This window comes from Coprococcus aceti, from assembly GCF_025567285.1.
GTDB classification, from domain to species: domain Bacteria; phylum Bacillota; class Clostridia; order Lachnospirales; family Lachnospiraceae; genus Coprococcus; species Coprococcus aceti.
Genome location: NZ_JAOQJT010000006.1, coordinates 165,038 through 188,054 on the forward strand (window position 1 = coordinate 165,038; position 23,017 = coordinate 188,054).

Sequence of the window (23,017 nt, forward strand, 5' to 3'; positions counted from 1 at the left end):
TCAGGATATTTTGCATATCTGTTTGGAATTCAGTCTGTAAAATCTCTTTTCATGATATTGATCAATATGGAAAATCCGTCGTCGGTTGATATCTTCATTGTGCCTCCAAGTTTGTTTACTCTTTCCTGGATACCATTTAAGCCCATACCGCCAGAAGCGCTTCCTTGTGCCGGGGATGGATCGGAGCGGATGTTCTGTCCATTGTCTGTTATATACAGTTGATAAAATGCCGGGTGTTCCCGCACGCGGATATCCATATGGTCGCCGTTGCTGTGCTTCAGCGTATTGTTAATGGCTTCCTTTACTATGTTGATGAATGAGTATTTGATCTCTCTTGGAAGCTTATCTGACATGTCGTAATCCATGTAGATGTCCATGTCGCTGACGTTGTTGATCACATCATCTAGGGCAGTGCGCAGGTCTATGGATTCATCGTGTAGATCGTGGACACTTTTTCTCATGCTGTCCATTGCGGTATCCAGCGTAGATTGCAGCTGTGCCAGGGGCTTCTCAAGACGCTCGTCTTTGTTGATAACTTTGATGGCACCGGTCTGAAGTATGGATCTGGTGAGCATATGACCGACATTGTCATGAATCTCCCGGGCAATCCTGTTTCGCTCTGACAGGGTGGCGGTGAGTACCATGTTGTCCTGATTTTCCAGCAACTGGCGTGTGTTCTGTGCAACCAGCATGTCGTGTTCTGCAGTATTGTCCCTCATGGCAAGAAGCTCAGCCCTCAGCAGATTTATCCGGCAGCAGTACACGCTCATAGCAAATGAGAATGCGATGAGGCATATCTGCGGGAGAACTGACATCAGAGGATAGTTGACGCACATGTATATGGATAACAGGACAAGTATGACTGGTGACAGCCGTTGTCTGTATCTGTACATGTCGTAGCTGACTATGGACACGAACATATAGACTGGGTGTAGCCAGAATGCGGATACAAGATACGCGCATACCAGTGCCTCGCATATGTATGGATATATTCTGCTGTGGTTCTCGGCGCCCTTCGTGGTGGCTCTGTTCACTGCGGAGATCCCGGCAAGTGCCGGATAGACCGCACCGGCAATGAGCGACAGGAGCAGTGCGATGATGATCCGGGTGTCCGTGGCAGTATTATGCGCATATATCATGACAAATGCTGAGACCAGCAGGAGTCCTTTGTTGATGAGATGTTTCATAATTATTCTCCATAATGTAGAAAATGCTGTAGTATATATCGTGCTGTCTGAATAGCCGTGCCGGGCAGTGTGTGCAACCTAGTGTAATAATTATTATAAATAAATATGAGGGAAAAAGAAATATGACAAATGTCACATTGTGAAGATGACGTTGTTCACTGTGAAAACAGATCAAGGGTGTATATAATGAGAGCATGTAATAAAGAATGTAGCATGCTGATGCGTGCAGACTATCATGTTATGAACGACACTCATAAGATAATGAGGGGCAAAAAACAGGATATCAAAACAGGAGGATATATATGAGTAATTCAGAAAATGCAATAGAGGTTACCAATCTGGTAAAGCGATATAAAGATCTACTGGCGCTGGATCATTTCAGTTTGACGGTGAAGGCGGGGGAGATACTTGGACTCCTTGGACCAAACGGCTCCGGCAAAACGACAACTATAAATTGTATACTGTCTCTGCTCACATTTGACAAGGGCGATATAAAGGTATTTGGCAAAGAGATGAAGCCCGACAGCTACGATATCAAGAGAGAGATCGGAGTTGTAATGCAGGATGTGGCGGTGTTCGATGAACTGACTGTATATGAGAATATTGATTACTTCTGCGGCCTCTATATAAAGGACAAAGAGAAGAGACGCAAATGTGTTGAGGAGACAATGGATTTCGTGGATATTGCGGATTACAGGAAATTCCTTCCAAAGAAGCTCTCGGGTGGACTGCTGCGAAGACTGAATATTGCCTGCGGAATAGCGCATAAGCCAAAACTTATATTCTTCGATGAACCGACAGTGGCGGTCGATCCGCAGAGCCGTAACAGAATACTTGAGGGGATCAAGCGTCTGAATGAGGAAGGTGCCACCATCGTATACACATCCCATTATATGGAGGAGGTCGAGCAGCTCTGTGACAGGATAGTCATCATGGACAAAGGAAAGTCTGTAGCTGTAGGAACAAAGGAAGAACTTAAGAAGATGATCAAGAACACTGAGACCATCAAGGTTGAGGTGCTTGGACTTACAGGCAAACAGATATCGGAGCTTCGCAGACAGCCGCATATGTATGAGGAGGAATATAGCGATGGTATGTTGACGCTGAGATATTCTGGTGGAAGACACAATCTGGTGAGACTCATGGAATTCTTCAAGGAGCACGATATATCATTTGGCAGGGTTGTTACGGAACTCCCGACGCTCAACGATGTATTTCTGGAGATCACAGGCAAGGAGCTCAGAGACTAAACGAAATTCAGGGCAGAGATATGAGATCGTTGAAATCGTATTGTATATGGAAAATTGAGATGAATCAGGATTAAAGGAGAGAATTATGTTTATACGGGACTTTTTATACACCATAAAGATCATGGTCCGAGGCAGGGTGTCGATCTTCTGGACACTGGTATTCCCGCTGCTTCTTGCAACATTCATGTACATGGCATTTGGCAACATATATGAACAGGATGAGATGTTCAGGAATATCAAGGTGGCGGTGGTCACTGAGGATGAATCGGCAAATGGACTTAATTATATGCTGGATGCGCTGTCGGATGGCGATGACGCCCTTCTGTCGGTTGCGAGGATGAGCGAAAGCGATGCGGAGATGTCACTGGCTGATGAAGAGGTCGAGGGCATCATATATACGGATGATGTGAAGCTCACGGTTGCGGAGAGTTCTGTCAATGCGAGCATACTTGAGACAGTGCTTTCTGAGTACAAGCAGTACGAGCATGCACTTATGGATATATATAAGGATGGCATCGGACTCCAACAGTATATGTCTGGGACTTCCGGCGTGGATGATATGTCGGACCTTGTGGAAAAACTCTCAGAACAGAGATCATATTATACAGAGAAGGCCAGCACTGAGGGCAGCCAGAATGTGTATAACAATTATTTCTATGCCATATTTGCCATGAGCTGTCTGTTTGCATCACTTTCATCTATAGAGATGATGGGCAATATTCAGGCAAATGTGAGCGCTACGGGAAAGAGAAAAAATGTGTCCCCACAGAGAAAAATGACCTTTGTTTTGGCAGAGTTTGCTGCACTGCTGATTATACATTTTGTGGTCGAGGTCATAAGCTTTATATACATGTCATGCATAGGAGTGGATTTTGGCGACAGAGTATGGGAGATCCTGCTTACTCTGTTTGTGGGCTGCGTTATCGGTCTGGCAATAGGAGTCATAGTTGGGGCTATATCAAAGCTTGCTGAGGGGACCAAGATAGGTATTGTGATCGGAATATCCATGGTGATGTCCATCCTTTCTGATCTGTGTATAAACGGAGTAAAGTATGAGATACAGCAGCACGTGCCGATTATAAATAAACTCAATCCCGCGGCTCTGATATCGGATTCATTCTATGCGCTGAATGTTTACAGTGACCACCAGGTTTTCACTGAGAATATCGTCATAATGACTATTGAGGCTGTGGTGCTCATAGCAGTTGGGATTCTCATGGTAAGGAGGAACAGATATGCAAGTGTTTAAATCTTTTTTCAAGGTTTTGAGAAAATATATTGGGCAGATGATCATGTATGTGGGAATCCTGTGTGGAGTCATGGTTGTGTTCATCAATGTGGGAAACACAGATCCACAGAACTATTATAAGGATAAAACGATCAAATATGCGGTGAGCGATGAGGATGGCAGTGAGATGAGCAGAAAATTGATGGCTTACCTGAATGATACGCAGCAGCTTGTATATGGCGTTGATATGGACGAACGAGGTATTCAGGATGCTCTCTACAACAGGGCGGTGGATTGTGTGATCAGGATACCAGATGGCTTTGGCGATGCATGGGCAAATGATACTGCGGATGGTCTGCTTGAGATAACGACTATCCCCGGAAGTCAGGCGTCCATGCTGTTTGAGACAAGGCTTGACAGCTACATGAATATGGTGTCTCTGTACAAGAGGGCTGGAGATGATGTGAACGATGCCGATAAGAGAGCGAGGACGGCACTTGAGCAGAAGGCTGAAGTCGATATGGCCGAAGGAAAGACCTCAGGACATTCCATGTTATATAATTTTTACAACTATCTGGGGTGGGTCATGATATGCGTTATGATAATTGGGGTAGCGCCTGTTTTGCAGGTATATAACAGGAAAAAGCTTAGAGCGAGAATAGAGTGCTCATCATACAAATTTTTCAGGTTGAACAGGGAACTTGTCCTGGGGATGATGTTTACTGGATGCGTATTGTCTGTAGTATTTATAGTACTTTCCAGAATACTTATAAAATATGATATAGTCTCAGCAAGGGGCGGAATGTTCATACTCAATATGCTGGTGTATGCCTGTGTAGCACTCTCGCTGGCATTTCTAGTTAGCAAGCTTACACAGAGTGAACAGATTCTTTCCATGTGTGCAAATGTCATATCACTTGGAATGGCATTCCTCTGCGGGATATTTGTGCCGAGAGAGTTCTTAAGTGACACTGTGATGGCGATAGCACATTTCCTTCCGGCATACTGGTACGCAAATGCAACGGATGCCATCGACAATTTCACATCTGGCAGTTCGGTGGCAGGAATATTTGTGAGCATGGGAGTACAGGTGCTCTTTGCCGTTCTGTTCATACTTGTTGGAGTGATCGTTGACAGGTACAAGACCGCCGGCAGGGCTATGGCTTAGAAAATACACTGGAAGTTATGAGGCATGGTCTGTTATAATGTTCTTTGGAGGGAGTATAGGAGGAACGAGAAAGTGCTTAAAAAGAAAGTGCTGAAACAGAACAACTTACTCAGACTGCAGAAGAGACTTGCAGTGATGATGCTGGCCCTGACACTTGGACTCGGTACAGGGTGCGGCAAAGCAGATGACGGAGCGGACGGTGCTGCGTCGTCAGAAACAGAGACTTTGGCGTATGGTCAGACAAACGATCAGACAGATGCCGGAGCCGAAGAAGAAAATGGACAGGAGTCTAAAAAGGATAATGACGAGCCTTATGCAGAGGGAACATATTCCAGTGATGCATACGATGTGGCAGAATTTACGGCAGAGCCTCGTAAGAAGACCGACGAAGAGGGTAATCGTGGTGTGTATTACGAGATATTTGTCAGATCATTTGCCGATTCAGACGGTGATGGTATAGGCGATCTGAATGGCGTCACGGAGAAACTTGACTATCTGAAGGAGCTCGGGATCGATGGGATATGGCTCATGCCGATCACTGCATCCGATACCTACCACGGATATTCCGTGACGGATTACATGGCGGTGAATCCCGATTACGGAACAGAGGATGATCTTAAGAGATTGCTTGACGAAGCACACAGCAGAGACATGAAAGTCATCATGGATCTGGTCATCAATCACACCAGTATCAATCATCCGTGGTTTCAGGCGGCAAAGTCCGATGAGAACAGCGAGTACAGAGATTATTACAGGTGGGTGTACAAGACCGACAAGAAAGACTGCAATCATCTTCTCGACAAATCAAGCTGGGGAGATATGGTGTGGCACCAGGAAGGAGACTTCTATTATTATGGTGTGTTCGGTGCGGATATGCCGGATCTGAACTATAACAATCCGGATGTTAGACAGGCTGCGAAGGATGCCGCCGGTCACTGGCTGGAGCTTGGCCTTGACGGTTTCCGTATGGACGCCGCAGTTCATATCTATGGGGCGCATGAGTTCAAGCAGCAGGAAGATTCTGAAGCGGCAAACATCAACTGGTGGAACGAATTTGCCGGTTACTGCGAGAGCATAAATCCTGATGTATACCTGGTGGGTGAGGTATGGCAGGATGACAAGGTGCTGGAAAATTATGTCCAGCCATTTAACACGAAGTTTGATTTTGCAATTCAGCAGAAGATACTGAACTGCGTACAGAAAGGCATGGCGGTGCCAGGCTTTGGTGATTCTCTTTCCGTGGCGATAGAGAATATACAGAATAAATATGACGGCGTGGATGTCAACTATCTGAATGGAGTATTTGGAGCAAATCACGATCAGGACAGGATAGCATCGTCGGTGAACAGCCTGGATAAGGCGAGACAGATAGCAGCGGTATATATGACACTTCCAGGCAATCCATATATTTACTATGGCGAGGAACTCGGAATGTACGGCAGCAAGCCGGATGAGATGATAAGGACACCGTTCCTGTGGGGAGATGACAGTACATACAACACGTCATGGGAAAAGGACGATCAGAATGCCGAGACAAAGGGACTTGCCCAACAGATGAAAGATCCGGATTCAATGTATTCATATTACAAGACACTGATAGCGCTTAGAAAAGACAATCCTGCCCTTATGAAAGGAAGCTACAGAGCGGCATCGCTCACAGGTGACAGTGTGACAGCATACTTCCGTGAGACAGATGGACAGAAACTGCTGGTGGTGCACAACTTTGCAGAGGGCGATCAGACGGTATCACTTGCTGAGTGCGGAGACATAACAGTTACAAATGTACTTTATTCAAGTTCTGGTGAGACAGGTGTGTCAGACTTTAGTTCAGTGAAATTAGCTGGAAATGAGAGTGTGGTACTGGAACTTGGTGAGTAGATAAAAAATCCCAATTTAAAGGAGGCTCTCCATGAAGAAAATACTAATAACGGGTGGTACAGTATTTGTAAGCCGGTATGCGGCGCAGTATTTTGTGGACAAAGGCTATGAGGTGTATGTGGTGAACAGAAATTCAAGGCCGCAGGTTCCAGGTGTGAAACTTATAGAAACGGACAGGCATGACCTGGGAGACAAACTCAAAGACATCTATTTTGATGTTGTGGCGGACATAACCGCATATAATGCGGAAGATATCACAGACTTATGTGACAGCCTTGGTTCATTTGGTCAGTATATCATGATCAGCTCAAGTGCAGTGTATCCAGAGTATGGAGATCAGCCATTCCGTGAAGATTCAGAACGGGCACTCAACAGATACTGGGGGTCATATGGTACGGATAAGATTGCTGCGGAGGATGCATTACTTGACAGAGTGAGTGATGCTTACATACTCAGACCACCATATATTTATGGACCTATGAACAATGTATACAGGGAGGCTTTTGTATTTGACTGCGCCAGGGCGGACAGGCCATTTTATCTGCCCGGAGATGGTGGAATGAAGCTGCAGTTCTTCCATGTGAAGGATCTCTGTATCCTGATGGAGAGAGTAATAGAGGAAAAGCCGGAGACTCATATCATGAATGTGGGAAATGTGGAGCCGGTCACTATAAAAGACTGGGTGACGATGTGTTACGCCTGCTTTGATAAGATCCCTGCGTTTGTAAATGTCAGTGAGGATATAGAACAGAGAAATTATTTCAGTTTTTATAACTATGAATATTATCTCGATGTGCAGCAGCAGAACAAAATATACTCGGAAACAATATCATTGGAAGATGGATTGAAAGAATGCGCAGAGTGGTATGTGGAAAATGAATCAGAAATTGGAAAAAAGTCATATATGGAATATATAGACTGTAATTTAAAATAATGTACGTTGGTGCAGCGATATTGTAAATGATATGTATTTAGGGAGATCTGGAGCTTCGGCTCCGGATCTTTTTTTATAGATATACATTCAAATATCGTCGAGATATACGATGTGTATAAATTCATTAAGAAAGTGTAAATTCGTTATAAGTGGGTTTACATCTTCGCTAGCATTGATATAATGCAGATACATAGTGAGAGAGTTCTTGACAATGATGGAGTTTTACTCATTGTTCTCAAATAAGATTTTAGTTCTTTTTTAGTAGAAATAAGTGATCTGAAATTTCTATAGTTTAATTTCCATAATGATTTTTGGCAAATATAAAATAATAAAGGAGTTACTGAATGATAAAAAACAGGAATGTTAGTATAATAACGGACGAAAATAATAATCAAATAGTAATTATTAATGACAAAAAATTTAAAGGCTTATCAAAAGATGATTGGCAGCAGATAGAAAAATACTTAAAAGGCTATATATCGGATTGTTATGAAATTACAGAAACAAATGATGTTGTTTATATTGGAAAAGAATTTCCGTCTGAATATGCAGGTTCGAAAAGCAGAATTGCATTAAAAGGTGCAAGAAAAAAGGCAAAGGCATCAGCATCACAGGGAATTCCAGAGCTAATAAAAATAGCCAAAAATCCACGTTGGGAAGAGAATAAAGAGCAAAAGCATAATAAAGATGCTAAATATGGTTGGTATAGATATGATATAAGGTTTGGACTGCCTGTGTATGATGATAAAACGGGCAATTTAGATAGATATAATATATTCACAGCTATTCTTCTTATAAAACATTCAGAGGATGGTAATAAGTACCTGCATGATATTACCACAATAAAAAAAGAAACGAGCAGCCCGCTTGAGTCGTAAAACTGTACGGTGAAAACCCATTTCTTTTGATATATTCTATTTCAGTCTTTTTGTTTTGTCAAGAAAAAAACATCCTCCATCATATTCATAACGAGTATGATGGGGGATGTTTCATGTCTACACTATAATAAATTACTTATTGTTAGCGTTGTCCTTCTCCTCACGCTTCTGATCCATCATAGCACGAACCTTCATTGAAAGACCGAACAGGTTGATGAAACCTGAAGCATCCTTGTGATCGTAGAGGTCGCCAGTTGTGAATGAAGCAAGGCTCTCTGAGTACAGAGTATAATCTGATGTAGTACCAGCCTTGATGATGTTACCCTTGTAGAGCTTCATCTTTACATGACCAGTTACACGCTCCTCAGTCTTGGCAACAAATGCTGAAAGGCTCTCGCGGAGAGTGCAGAACCACTTTCCTTCATATACAAGTGCTGCGAACTTTGTTCCAACAAGCTTCTTGTACTCCATAGTATCACGGTCAAGTGTGAGCTCCTCAAGCTGCTTATGAGCCTCTGTGAGGATAGTTCCACCAGGTGTCTCGTATACACCACGTGACTTCATGCCGACAACACGGTTCTCAACGATATCGATGATACCGATACCGTGCTTTCCGCCGAGCTTGTTCAGCTCACGGATGATATCAGAAGTCTTCATCTTCTTGCCGTTGAGTGCTACAGGGTAGCCCTTCTCGAAGTCAAGGTCAATGTACTCAGGCTCATCAGGTGCCTTCTCAGGTGTAACTGAGAGAACCAGAAGGTCATCGTAGTTTGGCTCATTTGCAGGATTCTCAAGCTCAAGGCCCTCATGGCTGATGTGCCAGATGTTACGGTCACGGCTGTAAGAATGCTTTGCATCAAATGGAAGATCGATGCCGTGTGCCTTACAGAATGCGATCTCATCCTCACGTGACTGCATAGTCCACTCAGGCTGTCTCCATGTAGCGATAACCTTGATGTCCGGTGCAAGAGCTTTGATAGAAAGCTCAAAACGAAGCTGGTCGTTACCCTTACCTGTAGCTCCGTGGCAGATGGCAACAGCGCCTTCCTTACGTGCAACCTCAACAAGCTTCTTTGCAATGATAGGTCTTGCAAATGAAGTACCGAGAAGATACTTGTTCTCATATACAGCGTCAGCCTGAACTGTTGGCATGATGTACTCATCACAGAGCTCATCTACAACATCGATGATGTAAAGCTTCTCAGCTCCTGAATACTTTGCTCTCTCGTCAAGTCCCTCAAGCTCGCTCTCCTGACCTACATCTATACATGCACAGATAACATCGTATCCGTATGTCTCCTTTAACCATGGGATGATGGCAGTGGTATCAAGACCGCCTGAATAAGCCAGTACAACTTTTTCTTTAGCCATTTTAATAAATCCTCCTATAAATATAGTGTTTTGAAAAATTACTTTATAATATATTCCATTTTTCGCCTACATGAACTATACAACGCAAATGTATATTATGCAAGCAATTTTTCAAAATATCCATTTAATCAGCGTATAATATGCATGTGATTTATACATGGATACATAGCTAAATGGCGGCAAAAACGTTGATGAACCGTATATTTTTAACGATTATGCAAATATTCAAAAAAACCATTGCATAATATGCAATCAAAATGTATAATTATAAAAAGTTTTTTGTAGGAGGGATAACATATCGTCTGATTAGATGAATGTTGACTAGGCTGACTAAGTGGGTATACAATCAAACAGGATATGCCTTAAGACAAATCCGTGGGAATGGAAATATAAATTTTTACATATATATGGAGGCAGTTATGATTAAGGTAGGAATTATCGGATCAACAGGATATGCAGGACAGGAGATAGTAAGAATTCTTCTTGGACATAAGGAAGCGGAGATCGTATGGTATGGATCAAGAAGCTTTATAGATCAGAAGTATTATCAGGTATACGGCAACATGTTCCAGATCGTGGATGCAAAGTGTATGGATGACAACATGGAGGAGCTTGCCTCACAGGTAGATGTAATATTTACCGCCACACCACAGGGACTGTGCGGATCACTGGTAAATGAGGAGATACTGTCCAAGGTCAAGATCATAGACCTCAGTGCAGATTTCAGAATAAAGGATGTTGCTACTTATGAGAAGTGGTACAAGATAGAGCACAAGAGCCCACAGTTTATTGACGAGGCTGTGTATGGTCTCTGTGAGATAAACAGGGAGGATATAAAGAAGTGCAGACTTCTTGCAAATCCTGGATGTTATACAACTTGTTCGATCCTTTCACTCTACCCACTGGTTAAGGAAGGTCTGGTTGATGCCAACTCCATCATCGTTGATGCTAAGTCTGGAACATCAGGTGCAGGAAGAGGCGCGAAGATCGCAAATCTCTACTGTGAGGTCAACGAGAGCATCAAGGCTTATGGTGTTACAACACACAGACATACCCCTGAGATAGAGGAGCAGCTTGGATATGCGAATGGCAGTCCGATAGTCATTAATTTCACTCCACATCTTGTTCCTATGAACAGAGGAATACTTGTAACAGCATATGCCAACCTCAAGGAGAAGGTCGACTACGATACAGTGAGAGCTGCATACGATAAGTACTATGCAAATGAGAGATTTATCAGAGTCCTCGACAAGGATGTATGTCCTGAGACAAGATGGGTTGAGGGAAGTAACTATGTGGATGTCAACTTCAAGATAGATGAGAGAACAAACAGAGTCATAGCCATGGGTGCACTTGACAATCTCGTAAAGGGAGCAGCAGGTCAGGCTGTGCAGAACATGAACATCATGTTTGGATTTGACGAGGCTGAGGGCCTTCGCATGGCTCCTGTTTTCCCATAAATATCAGGTTTGAAGCATTTGCCTCAAAATAGGCACTTGGAAATAAGGTGGTAGGATGAAGATAATTCCGGGAGGCGTGACCGCCCCTGCGGGCTTTAGGGCAGCGGGACTTCACGTTGGAATAAGAAGAAATAAACTGAAAAAAGATATGGCACTTCTGGTGAGCGATGTTCCGGCTCATGTGGCAGGAGCATTTACACAGAACATGGTTCAGGCGGCTCCGGTCATATACGACAGGCGGCTTTGCCAGAATGTGGGAATGTGTCAGGCGCTGGTGGTAAACAGCGGTGTGGCAAATACCTGTACCGGAGAGCAGGGAATCCATGATGCGGAGGCCATGGCGGCCCATGTAGGTAAGAGCCTTGGCATAGATCCAAGCACGGTTGCGGTGGCTTCTACAGGAGTCATAGGAATGAGACTTCCGATGGATGTCATACAGAGCGGTATAGATATGCTGGTGCCGGAGCTTTCATATTCTATAGATGCCGGAGTGGATGCCGCGGAGGCGATCAAGACGACTGATATCTATAAGAAGGAGATAGCCGTAACTTTAGAGATCAAGGGGCAGCAGGTCACCATCGGAGGTATGTGTAAGGGATCAGGAATGATCAATCCTAACCTGGGAACCGTACTCAGCTTTATCACGACAGACCTGAATATCAGTTCAGAGTTGCTGGGCAAGGTGCTTAAGGCTGACGTGGTCGATACATACAATATGGTGTCAGTGGACGGAGATATGTCCACCAACGACACTGTCATGATATTTGCAAATGGCATGGCGGGCAACGAGGAGCTGCTGGAGACCGATGACGACTTTCCTGCATTTGTCGAGGCAATAAGATATATCAACCGCGCATTTGTCAGGGCGATAGCCTCGGACGGCGAGGGTGCTACCAAGATGTTTCAGGTGGATGTGTCGGGCATGCCGGATAAGGATACTGCAAGACATCTGGCAAAGGCGATAGTGGCCTCCAATCTTGTAAAGTGTGCCATGTACGGAGCTGATGCCAACTGGGGCAGAATAGTGTGCGCCATGGGACAGAGCGGCGTGAAGTTTGATCCGTACAGGGTGGATATAGAGATAGCCAGTGTGGCAGGACATCTTGAGATCGTAAAGCATGGAGTGACAACTGATTACGATGAGAAGGAAGCAAGCCACATACTTTCAGAGAAGCAGATAAAGCTCAAGGCGCATATGAATATGGGGGATGAGATGGCCACAGCGTGGGGCTGCGATCTCACATATGACTATATCAAGATAAATGCGGATTATAGAAAGTAAAATCCAGTGAGATAAGCCATATAAAAATGGAAGCAGGTTATAAGATAAAACATATTGCGTAAATTTAAAAATAGATTCTAGTCAATAAATCAAATAAGACTAAATTGAGACGATGCGTTAATCGTTGACATTGATCAGGCTGGAAGATAAAGTTGAAGGCAAAAGACAGATAAACCTAAGGTAGATAAACCGAAGATATATAAATATAGAAGAAAGAAGGACAGAAAAATGGTTATAGGTGATTACACAGTAGATCAGGTAATTGAGAAGGCACAGACACTGATAGAGGCTATGCCATATATCAAGAAATTCCAGGGCAAGACAGTGGTTGTAAAGTACGGCGGAAGCGCTATGCTTGACGAGAATCTCAAGTACAACGTTATCAAGGACGTTGCCATGCTGAAGCTTGTCGGCATGAAGCCGGTCATCGTACACGGTGGCGGCAAGGAGATCAGCAAATGGGTAGAGAAGGTCGGCAAGGAGGCAGAATTTATCAACGGTCTCCGTGTTACAGATGCAGAGACGATGGAGATCGCAGAGATGGTTCTCGGCAAGGTCAACAAGAGTCTTGTAAGTCTCATGCAGAAGATCGGACTTAAGGCAGTCGGAATCAGCGGCAAGGACGGCGGAATGTTCACAGTCAAGAAGAAGTTCCCTGGTGGCAAGGATATAGGTTATGTGGGAGAGATAACAAATGTTGACACATCCATCCTTACATCACTTATCGAGGATGATTTCATCCCGGTTATCGCACCTATAGGAGTGGATGAGAACTACGAGGATTACAACATCAATGCGGACGATGCTGCTTGTGCAGTAGCAACAGCTCTTGAGGCTGAGAAGCTTGTATTCCTCACAGATATCGAGGGAGTATTTATTGATCCAACAGACAAGTCAACACTTATCTCAGAGATGGATATACACGAGGCAAAGGACATCATAGAGAAGGGCGTTGTCGGCGGTGGTATGCTTCCAAAGCTTAACAACTGTATCGCAGCCATGGAAAATGGAGTTTCAAGAGTGCATATACTTGATGGCCGTCTCCAGCACTGCCTGCTTCTTGAATTCTTCACCCAGAAGGGTATCGGAACTGCTATCCTCAAGGAGCCTTTATTCTAGGATGCATGGCAGAATATAACAAAGCTTCAAATAATAAAATAGTAAATTATAAAACAGTATATATGACCATGGTGGACAGCCATCTGTAAGGATGGAAGATTACCGGTCATGTATGCTGTTTTTTTATGTCTGATCTGAATCGGGGAGTTTATAAAAATGTTACATTTTTATGTATTGTAAAAAGTATCAATGAATAAGGGATAAAAGGGCTCTTTTGTGAAAAAAGTAACAAAAATGAAATAAAATAGAAATATATTGTTGTAAATTCAGAGGTGTTTAGATACAATAAACCTGTGTAATTCTGTGCTGACACAGGAGGTGTCGCACGATGAAGAAAATAATTAAAAATTTAGCATATTTATGCGTGCTGACAATGACATTATTGTGTTCCGGCTGTGGAGAAGAACAGGTAACTATATCCGGTAATTCAGAAGAGAATGTTACGGAGAAAGTTTCGCAGCAAGGCGCGGAAGAAGCCGGAGCAGACGAGAGTCTAACGATACATTCAGAAACTCCAGAATACATAACAGTTTTTGTATGCGGAGCAGTGAAGAATGAGGGCGTATATGAGCTCGAAGCCGGATCCAGGGCGAATGATGGCCTTGAGGCGGCGGGAGGATTCTCCGATGACGCAGATACCGTTGCGGTGAATCTTGCAGATGTGCTTGAGGATGGTCAGAAGCTGTACTTTCCTGTCGGAGGTGAACAGCTTCCGGATGAGAGCAAAGCCGGGACAGATGCGTCGGAACAGAGACTGGTCAACATCAACAGTGCAGATGCTGCGGAACTTATGACGTTACCGGGAATAGGCGAGACGAAGGCCTCGCAGATTGTTGAGTACAGACGGAAGAATGGAGCATTTGCCTGCAAAGATGACCTTAAGAATGTCAGCGGCATAGGAGACAGTATATATGAGAAACTGGAGACATATATATCGACAGAATAGAATGAGTCTCGGGGTAGAAAGGATGTTAAGATGAAGAAAGTTCTTGTTGTGGATGATGAGAAGTTGATCGTTAAGGGGCTGAAGTTCAGCCTGGAACAGGACGATATGGAAGTGGATACAGCCTACGATGGCGGTGAAGCTATAGAGAAGATAAAGGCAAATGATTACGATATAGTTCTGCTGGATATAATGATACCTGTATACACAGGAATAGAGGTTTGCCAGATGGTCAGAGAGTTTTCCAATGTTCCTATTATCATGCTCACTGCAAAGGGTGAGGACATGGATAAGATCATGGGACTCGAGTATGGTGCAGATGACTATATAACAAAGCCATTTAATATTCTTGAGGTGAAGGCCAGGATCAAGGCTATACTTAGAAGAAGCAACCGCAAGCAGGCACCTGCAAAACCGTCAAATGTAATGGAGATCAACGGAATGAAGGTTGAGCTTGACAGCAGACGTGTATTTGTCGGTGGTAAGGAGCTTAATTTGACAGCCAAAGAGTTTGACCTTCTTGAGCTGCTCATGGCGCATCCAAACAAGGTATATTCAAGAAATGAACTCCTGAATACGATCTGGGGAGATTCCTACCCGGGAGATGCGAGAACAGTTGATGTGCATGTTAGAAGACTTCGTGAGAAGATAGAAGCTAATCCGGGTGAGCCGGTATACATTCATACAAAATGGGGAGTAGGATATTTCTTCAAGGGCTGATATGAAAAAAAAGAAACGTGCAACAGTTGAAACAGAAAAAATTGAAGAGAAGAATACCGCCCAGGAGAGATCCATAGTCAGTATCAGAGTGGGGCAGAGAACGATCATATCGCTTATAGTGGCAGTCAGTGTGGCAGTGATCGCCTATGCAGCACTGTGGATACTGGCGGGCACTGTGAATTCGAAGAGTGAGAGAAATCTTGACAGACACGCACAGGAGTGTGCAGAATACATTGCCCATATAGTGAATGAACACAAGGCGGAGGATGATATAGGGAGAGCCGTGGACGAGATAAAGACCATGGCTTATTCTCTCTCTGCCCGTATAGTTATAGTGGATACTGATTACAAGGTCGTGGTGGACTCCTATGGAAAAGACACCGGAAGATATCTGGTGGATGAGAACGTGTTCAGCGTAATGAAGGGGCAGCAGAAGTATATATCAGAGACAGAGGAAAATGTGTACAGGCGCATAGTTCCAGTGATCAACAGTGAGGGCTATACAGATGCGGTGGCACTGATATCTCTTGAGACCGATGCTCTCGAGAACCTGTCAATATATATGAAGAGAAATGCAACTTATCTGTTTGCGATATCGTTGATACTTGGATTGATAGCTGCTTATTTTGCGGCTAAGTTATCAGTCAGGGATGTGAACCATGTCAGAAACGAGATAGAGGGAATGAAAGGCGGCAGCCTTGAACCGATGAGCGTGGACGGTATGTTCAGGGAGACACAGGAGCTGACAAAGGATATAAACGATATATTCAACAAGGCACAGCTTCTTGAGGAGTCCCGTCAGGAATTCGTGTCAAATGTCTCACATGAGTTAAAGACACCGATAACATCCATGAAGGTTCTGTCAGAGTCGCTGCTCACCCAGAGTGATGTGCCGGCGGAGATGTACAGAGAATTCATGGAGGATATAGTTCAGGAGATAGACAGGGAGGCAGAGATCATAAGTGATCTGCTTACACTCGTTAAGACTGACAAAGGCTCTGACAGCCTGAATAAAGAGCCTGTGGATATGAATGAATTTATGGATCTCATACTCAAGAGACTTAAGCCTCTGGCGGAGAAGAGAAGTATACAGCTTTCATTTGAGAGCTTTGGAGACATAAAGGCAGAGATAGACAAGGTGAAGTTTACTCTTGCGATCTCGAATCTGATAGAGAATGGAATAAAGTATAACGTTGATGGCGGTTGGATAAAGGTTTCGCTCAATTCAGACCACAGGAACTTCTATATCAAGGTAGCAGACTCCGGTGTAGGAATACCGGAGGATTGCATAAATCATATTTTTGAGAGATTCTACAGAGTAGACAAGGCGAGAAGTCGAGACACTGGTGGAACCGGTCTGGGACTAGCCATCACGAAGAATATAATTATCATGCACAAAGGAACTATAAATGTGTATAGTGAACCGGGAAAAGGAACTACATTTACGGTAAAGGTTCCATTACAGGCTCACGAGTAAGGGATTAATATGACGACGAAAAAAAGAATTATGCTCACTGCCGTGGTCATGGCTGCAGTGGTGATTCTTGTGGCGTGTGGAAGCGACAGCAAGAATGGCAGAAAGAAAAATTCAGCAGACAATTCAGATGAAAATCTGACTCTGTACTACGCAAACTCAACGTGGACTGATCTGTTCCCGGAGGTTTTCACCCGAGACCAGCTCGTCACGACGGAGAATCTTATCGACACTGTGATGAACGCATTGATGGACAGTGGGGAAATGACGGATAAACAGGTTCCGGTTCCCCAGGGCGTTACGTACCAGAGATATACATATGACGGTCAGGCGACGATCAATCTTATGTTCAACGTTGACTGGGAGGCCACTGACACATATGAGATGGTGCTAAGCAAGGCGGCATTTGTGAGAACTCTGACACAGATCGAATCGGTGAAGAAGGTTGTGTATGAATACACTGACATTGCAAATGAGAACAGTATCGTGCGTGAGGAGCTCACAAATGATTCATTTTCAGATATGGACAACTTCATGAATCCACATGAAGAGTACAACATATATATGCCGGACAGCACAGGACAGAAGCTGGTTCAGAAGACCATAGATCTGGACAGATCAGCGCCTGAATCACTGGAGGAACAGATGGTTGCAGGACTGAGAATGAGTTACGATGGAACAGTTGTACCGCTCAATGAGAAAACTGTGGTTAAGAGTGTCACTGTGGATGATGCTGACGATGTGTGTACGATAACATTTAATGAGAGCTTTGCGGATGGAACAGCAGGTGTGGACGATGAGATACTTGTGTATTCTGTTGTGGATTCCCTCATGGAGCTTGAAGATGTCAAGAGTGTACAGATAAATGTGGATAATACAAATAACAGATTGAACAACATCGATCTCAGCAGGAAATTTACTGCTGATTATTCAAAGCTTGAGATATAAACAGAAGTTTGAACAAAACAGGAGGATACGAATATAAAGAGACCATTATTCTGGATAGCAGTATGCTTTGCGCTTGGAGAGGCGTATAAAGAGGCTGCTGACAGTTCAGTGCTTATAATTGGTCTGATCATATTGGCTGCACCGGTATTGTCGGTTTACATGGACAAAGCCGGTACAGCCATGTTTTTTTATAGTGGCAAAGCTCATGGTGATAAAGACAGAAAGAACAGGATCGTCAGATGCGTTCTGAGTATGATGATATTTGGAATGATCTTGTTGACCGGTTATATGAATGGTTGTGCTATGTCAAAGCAGGAGAGACTCGCAGAAGAGCTCGATGGGCAGCAGCCGGGCGGTATAGAAGGAAAGGTGTACGAGATCAGGCAGTCCGGCGATGAATGGCGGGTATATGTGTATGCGGAATGGATAACATTTGGCGGAGGCGACTCAGAAGAAACTGTGGAATACCGGGGAAGATCAAAGGTATTGCTGTACATGGAAGACGTGGGAAGCCTGAAGACCGGAATGAAGCTGACCTTAAGCTGCAGTCTGTCAAGGCCGGACTCTGCAGATAATCCGGGCGAATTCGATGCGCGGGAATATTATTCGCACAAGGGAATATATATAGTAGGAAAGGATATCTCCATTCTGGAGTGTGGAGAGGACTACAGCCGTATAGGAGACAGTCTGTTCAGGCTGCGTATAAAGTCCGGGGAGATCACAGACAGTGTGTTTGGAGAGACGGATGGCTCGGTGATAAAGGCAATGCTACTGGGGGATAAGAGCGGCATTGACAGGGATACGAAGAAGCTGTTTCAGATGAATGGAATAGCTCATATTCTGGCGATATCCGGTGTGCACATAGCAATAATAGGAATGACATTATTCGGCGTGCTGCGAAGGCTTACAGGGTCATATATGGCATCTGGTATAATGGCTATATCTGTGATCGTACTTTACGGAGTTATGACTGGGATGGCGAGTTCAACTGTAAGAGCCATGATAATGATGGTGATATCTGTGATCGGTCAGGTAAAGGGGCGAAGCCCTGATATGCTTACATCCGCGGGAACCGCGTCAGTCATACAGGCGCTGATTGATCCGGGTATCATCCTTGATGCCGGATTTCAGTTGTCTTTTGCCGCAGTGCTGGGGATGGCGGTGCCTGGAGCACTTATGAAAAAGCTTATTCCAACTAAGAATAAGGTAGTCAGTACACTTGTAATGAATCTGGCGATAACACTTGCCACCGGACCGCTTGTTATATTCTATTATTACCAGTTTCCGCTGTATTCGATCTTTCTGAATCTGCTCATAGTGCCATTGGTTTCTGTGATAATATTTGTGAGTATCGTCGTGATTGCGGCTATGCTTATTTTTCCCGGGATACTACAGGGCAATGAGATGGCGGTGGGCATAGGAGCGTTTCCTGTGAAGCTGATACTTGCAATATACAGGCAGCTTTGCGAATGGGCGATGAAGCTTCCATTTTACAGTATAAATACAGGCCATGTGTCGGTTATGATGATCGTAGTATTTTATATGGCTATGGTTGGAGTGCTGATCCTGCTTGTAAGAGCAAAGAGTGCAGACTGCGCCAGGGTGAGGAGGCGGATGGTCTGTCTGTGCGCTGCTGTGATCATGACCTTGTGCTGCGTGTGTTACGAAGTAGCTTCATTTGACCGGGAGTTCAGAGTTGTATTTATGGATGTTGGTCAGGGAGACGGCATACTTATAAGGTCTGGCATGGGAGTAAATATATTGATAGATGGGGGCTCGTCGAGTAGCAATAAGGTTGGTGAGTACGTGATGGTGCCTGTTCTAAAGTTTTATGGTGCAGCTCATGTAGATTATGCATTTGTGACACACGGAGATAAGGATCATGTGTCCGGTATCCAATATCTTCTAAGCGATACGAACTCCGGTATCAGAATAGATAATCTTGTGGTTCCGATGTATGGTGATATTGAAAATATGGGTGAACTGCTTGAGCTGGCAGAGAAAAGAGGCGTAAATATCATATATATGGACGGCGGTTCTCAAATGTCCTGTGGCAAGGATGCAGCTAAGGTGTGGTTAAATTTCTTGCATCCGTCCGAAAAAACTGATATAAAAGATGCAAATGATCTTTCTGCGGTTATCCGTCTGGAGTATCGAGGGTACAGTGTTTTATTTACGGGAGACCTGGGAGAAGATGGAGAACGGGAGCTTATCTCGGAGGGCGGTGATCTGAGTGCTGATGTGTTGAAGGTCGGACATCACGGCAGCAGATATTCTACGAGTGGGGAGTTCCTGAGAGCAGTCGACCCGGATCTTGCGATCATATCGGCGGGGGAGAATAACCGATATGGTCATCCGCACGGGGAGACACTGGAGCGTTTGGATGCCTGTGGAGCTGATGTAATGAGTACCATAGACCATGGAGCTATATGTGTAGAGATAACGGATGGTGGAATTTCGGTAACCGGATACAGATGATCAGGGAGTTATGAGAATAAGAATTCTGAAAGGAGAACAGGGGAAGGAAGAAACGACTATGATGTGGAAAGGAAGATGAGTATGACAAAAAAACTAAAATTACTGCTGGAATTTGTAATGCTGACACTTGGCGCAGTTATAGCTGCATTTGCTATCGAAGAATTTCTCGTGCCGAACACCATACTTGACGGAGGCGTCATCGGTATAGGTATCATGATCAATAATCTCACAGAAGTGTCCCTGAGTATTCTGACGATCGTTCTTAATGTTCCGTTTCTTATAATAGGTTCAAGACAGCTTGGTAAGATGTTCATGGTGAAGTCCGGTTATTCCATGGCTGTATTCTCAGTATTTGTGGAGATATTCAAACCCCTTGAAAATGCAACCTCAGAGACCATACTTGCGGTGTGCTTCGGCGGTGTGATACTTGGACTTGGAGTTGGTATCATCATCAAGTTCGGCGGGTGCTTGGATGGAACGGAGACCGTGGCCATCATGCTGAACAAGAAAAAAGACTGGCCGGTTGGAAGAGTTGTTCTGGGCATGAATCTGATCATATATTCTATTGCGGGAATGCTCTTTGGTCTGGACAGGGCGATGTACAGTCTTCTTACATACTTTATAACATCAAAGGTGCTTGATATGGTTGAGACCGGTCTTGAGCAGGCGAAGGCAGCCATGATCATAACTGATGATGCCAGAGAGGTGGCAGACAAGATATACAAGAAGCTTGGAAGAACAGTTACCATCATGCAGGGCAAGGGAATGATAAGCGGCAACAAGACAGTGCTCTACTGTGTTATCACGAGATTTGAGATCGGTGAGCTGAAGAACATCATCAATTCCATAGATTCTTCTGCATTTGTCACAGTTACGGATGTGGCGGAGATCATCGGCAACCACATCAAGGATAATGAATACAAGGAGATCCTTGAGAAGATAGAGGAGAAGGAAGAACCGCTCACAAAGCTTCCTGAGCATGAGAGTATGACGGGCTTTGATGGCCTGGAGCATACCGGAAAAATAGATTAGAAAAAGCCTGTGACATATACCGGCAGATAACTGCTGTATATGTCACAGGCTTTTTTTTATTTATATATGTTTTAGACTGTAGTCAATATATTACTGGATATTGTCTACAAATGCCTTGTGGATCCTGTAGTCGCTGTCAAGCTCAGGGTGGAAGGAGAGGGCAAACTGGTTGCCGTACTTAACTGCCACGATCTTGTCATCAACTGTTGCAAGGACATCAACCTCAGGTGAAGCCTCAGCCACATAAGGTGCACGGATGAAAGTCATAGGAACCTCACCGATACCTTTAAGCTCGGCCTCTGTGTGGAAGCTTCCAAGCTGTCTTCCGTAGGCATTTCTCTTTACTGTGACAGGGAGAGTGCCAAGGTGTACAGTGTCATCACCTTCGATGTGCTGTGCCAGAAGAATAAGTCCTGCACATGTGGCAAGAACCGGCATGCCACCCTCGATCTGAGACTTTATAGTGTCGAACATGTCGCTGTCTCTGAGAAGCTTTCCTTGGACTGTGCTCTCACCGCCAGGAAGGATCAGGGCGTCATAAGGCTTGTTCAGATCTCCGGCATTTCTAAGTTCTATGCATGATACGCCGAGCTCGGAAAGTACATGCTCATGCTCTGCGAAAGCTCCCTGTACTGCCAATACACCAACCTGCATATTACTTACCCCTTTCTGCCATGAGGATTGCGATCTCCTGCTCGTTGATACCAACCATAGCTTCACCAAGTCCCTCTGAAAGCTTTGCAACGAGATCAGCGTCATTGTAGTTTGTTGTTGCCTGAACGATGGCAGCAGCACGCTTAGCAGGGTCTCCTGACTTGAAGATACCTGAACCTACGAATACACCCTCAGCACCGAGCTGCATCATGAGAGCTGCGTCGGCAGGAGTAGCAACACCGCCGGCTGCGAAGTTTACAACTGGGAGACGATGATTCTCATGTACGTACTGAACGAGATCGTAAGGAACCTCAAGCTTCTTAGCTGCCTCATACAGCTCATCTGTTCTCATGCTGACGATCTCAGCGATCTGGCTGTTCATCTTTCTCATATGTCTTACGGCCTGAACGATATCACCTGTACCAGGCTCGCCCTTAGTTCTGATCATTGAAGCACCCTCGTTGATTCTTCTGAGAGCCTCGCCGAGATCCTTGGCACCACATACAAATGGAACCTTGAACTGTCTCTTGTCAATATGGTATACGTCATCTGCTGGTGAGAGAACCTCGCTCTCGTCGATGTAGTCGATCTCGATGGCCTGAAGGATCTGAGCCTCTGCAAAATGTCCGATACGGCACTTAGCCATAACAGGGATTGATACAGCGTTCTGGATTCCCTTGATCATCTGTGGGTCACTCATACGTGATACACCACCTGCAGCTCTGATATCTGCTGGGATTCTCTCAAGTGCCATAACTGCACAAGCGCCGGCAGCCTCAGCGATCTTAGCCTGCTCAGGTGTTGTAACGTCCATGATAACTCCGCCCTTAAGCATCTGGGCAAGTTCCTTATTTAACTTATATCTTTCTGTTGTCTCCATGTTGAACCTCCGTTATAATTAGATTTGTGTTTATTGGAGTGAGTGTACATAAACTCACAATCTGTAGGTGATTATAAAACCAAAGTGACATTATAGAAATAATCAATATGTGATTATAAAAACAGGTCAGACA

19 protein-coding genes are annotated in these 23,017 nt (G+C 44.4%); 15 read left to right on the forward strand and 4 right to left on the reverse strand.

What is annotated here, in order from left to right; genetic code table 11:
* Window positions 1-29: 29 nt before the first annotated feature.
* The gene (locus tag OCV54_RS09810) at window positions 30-1,187 is read right to left on the reverse strand and encodes a sensor histidine kinase (RefSeq protein ID WP_015533204.1); all 1,158 of its coding nucleotides are present in this window, start codon (window positions 1,185-1,187) and stop codon (window positions 30-32) included.
* A 302-nt stretch (window positions 1,188-1,489) separates the two neighbouring features.
* Between OCV54_RS09810 and OCV54_RS09815 the strand changes: the two genes are divergently transcribed.
* The 6 genes from OCV54_RS09815 to OCV54_RS09840 all read left to right on the forward strand — a co-directional run bounded on the left by OCV54_RS09815 (window position 1,490) and on the right by OCV54_RS09840 (window position 8,523).
* The gene (locus OCV54_RS09815) at window positions 1,490-2,437 is read left to right on the forward strand and encodes an ABC transporter ATP-binding protein (RefSeq protein ID WP_015533202.1); all 948 of its coding nucleotides are present in this window, start codon (window positions 1,490-1,492) and stop codon (window positions 2,435-2,437) included.
* A gap of 85 nt (window positions 2,438-2,522) precedes the next feature.
* Window positions 2,523-3,686, forward strand: coding sequence for an ABC transporter permease (locus OCV54_RS09820; RefSeq protein WP_055223789.1), 1,164 nt, complete (start codon window positions 2,523-2,525; stop codon window positions 3,684-3,686).
* Window positions 3,673-4,833 carry an ABC transporter permease gene (locus OCV54_RS09825; protein WP_022217173.1) on the forward strand — a complete coding sequence of 387 codons (1,161 nt, stop codon included), beginning with the start codon at window positions 3,673-3,675 and terminating at the stop codon, window positions 4,831-4,833. The genes OCV54_RS09820 and OCV54_RS09825 overlap by 14 nt, the downstream gene beginning before the upstream one ends.
* 72 nt (window positions 4,834-4,905) lie before the next feature.
* Window positions 4,906-6,711 (forward strand): alpha-amylase family glycosyl hydrolase, encoded by a 1,806-nt coding sequence (locus OCV54_RS09830; protein WP_055223791.1) that lies wholly within the window; start codon window positions 4,906-4,908, stop codon window positions 6,709-6,711.
* 31 nt (window positions 6,712-6,742) lie between these two features.
* Window positions 6,743-7,645 (forward strand): NAD-dependent epimerase/dehydratase family protein, encoded by a 903-nt coding sequence (locus tag OCV54_RS09835; protein WP_055223792.1) that lies wholly within the window; start codon window positions 6,743-6,745, stop codon window positions 7,643-7,645.
* 344 nt (window positions 7,646-7,989) lie between these two features.
* Complete coding sequence (locus OCV54_RS09840) at window positions 7,990-8,523, forward strand: hypothetical protein (RefSeq protein WP_004848629.1); 534 nt, start codon at window positions 7,990-7,992, stop codon at window positions 8,521-8,523.
* Between the two features lie 132 nt (window positions 8,524-8,655).
* Here OCV54_RS09840 and OCV54_RS09845 read toward each other — a convergent pair whose 3' ends face one another.
* Window positions 8,656-9,894: an argininosuccinate synthase gene (locus OCV54_RS09845; protein ID WP_004848633.1), complete on the reverse strand. Its 1,239-nt coding sequence runs from the start codon at window positions 9,892-9,894 to the stop codon at window positions 8,656-8,658.
* Window positions 9,895-10,313: 419 nt separating this feature from the next.
* Here OCV54_RS09845 and argC point away from each other — a divergent pair, with 419 nt between their 5' ends.
* The 9 genes from argC (at window position 10,314) to OCV54_RS09890 (ending at window position 21,350) form a co-directional block, all read left to right on the forward strand.
* Window positions 10,314-11,354 (forward strand): N-acetyl-gamma-glutamyl-phosphate reductase, encoded by a 1,041-nt coding sequence (gene argC, locus OCV54_RS09850; RefSeq protein ID WP_055223794.1) that lies wholly within the window; start codon window positions 10,314-10,316, stop codon window positions 11,352-11,354.
* 55 nt (window positions 11,355-11,409) lie between these two features.
* The gene (gene argJ / locus OCV54_RS09855) at window positions 11,410-12,636 is read left to right on the forward strand and encodes a bifunctional ornithine acetyltransferase/N-acetylglutamate synthase (protein ID WP_022217177.1); all 1,227 of its coding nucleotides are present in this window, start codon (window positions 11,410-11,412) and stop codon (window positions 12,634-12,636) included.
* 228 nt (window positions 12,637-12,864) lie between these two features.
* A complete protein-coding gene (gene argB / locus OCV54_RS09860) occupies window positions 12,865-13,755 on the forward strand; it encodes an acetylglutamate kinase (RefSeq protein WP_015533199.1) in 891 nt (296 codons plus the stop codon).
* A 328-nt stretch (window positions 13,756-14,083) separates the two neighbouring features.
* A complete protein-coding gene (locus OCV54_RS09865; RefSeq protein ID WP_022217179.1) occupies window positions 14,084-14,701 on the forward strand; it encodes a ComEA family DNA-binding protein in 618 nt (205 codons plus the stop codon).
* A 30-nt stretch (window positions 14,702-14,731) separates the two neighbouring features.
* On the forward strand, window positions 14,732-15,418 hold the full coding sequence (locus OCV54_RS09870) for a response regulator transcription factor (protein WP_015533197.1): 687 nt from the start codon (window positions 14,732-14,734) through the stop codon (window positions 15,416-15,418).
* A gap of 1 nt (window position 15,419) precedes the next feature.
* Window positions 15,420-16,895, forward strand: a complete 1,476-nt coding sequence (locus OCV54_RS09875; RefSeq protein ID WP_055223797.1) for a sensor histidine kinase — start codon at window positions 15,420-15,422, stop codon at window positions 16,893-16,895.
* A gap of 9 nt (window positions 16,896-16,904) precedes the next feature.
* Window positions 16,905-17,840, forward strand: a complete 936-nt coding sequence (locus tag OCV54_RS09880) for a GerMN domain-containing protein (RefSeq protein WP_117874671.1) — start codon at window positions 16,905-16,907, stop codon at window positions 17,838-17,840.
* Between the two features lie 108 nt (window positions 17,841-17,948).
* On the forward strand, window positions 17,949-20,318 hold the full coding sequence (locus OCV54_RS09885) for a DNA internalization-related competence protein ComEC/Rec2 (RefSeq protein ID WP_055223798.1): 2,370 nt from the start codon (window positions 17,949-17,951) through the stop codon (window positions 20,316-20,318).
* Between the two features lie 75 nt (window positions 20,319-20,393).
* The gene (locus OCV54_RS09890) at window positions 20,394-21,350 is read left to right on the forward strand and encodes a YitT family protein (protein ID WP_262563300.1); all 957 of its coding nucleotides are present in this window, start codon (window positions 20,394-20,396) and stop codon (window positions 21,348-21,350) included.
* Window positions 21,351-21,440: 90 nt separating this feature from the next.
* On the opposite strand, the gene pdxT is transcribed toward OCV54_RS09890, so the two are convergent.
* Together pdxT and pdxS are read right to left on the reverse strand one after the other, a co-directional pair.
* On the reverse strand, window positions 21,441-22,004 hold the full coding sequence (gene pdxT, locus OCV54_RS09895) for a pyridoxal 5'-phosphate synthase glutaminase subunit PdxT (RefSeq protein ID WP_055223802.1): 564 nt from the start codon (window positions 22,002-22,004) through the stop codon (window positions 21,441-21,443).
* Between the two features lies 1 nt (window position 22,005).
* On the reverse strand, window positions 22,006-22,884 hold the full coding sequence (gene pdxS, locus OCV54_RS09900) for a pyridoxal 5'-phosphate synthase lyase subunit PdxS (protein ID WP_004848658.1): 879 nt from the start codon (window positions 22,882-22,884) through the stop codon (window positions 22,006-22,008).
* Between the last annotated feature and the right edge of the window lie 133 nt (window positions 22,885-23,017).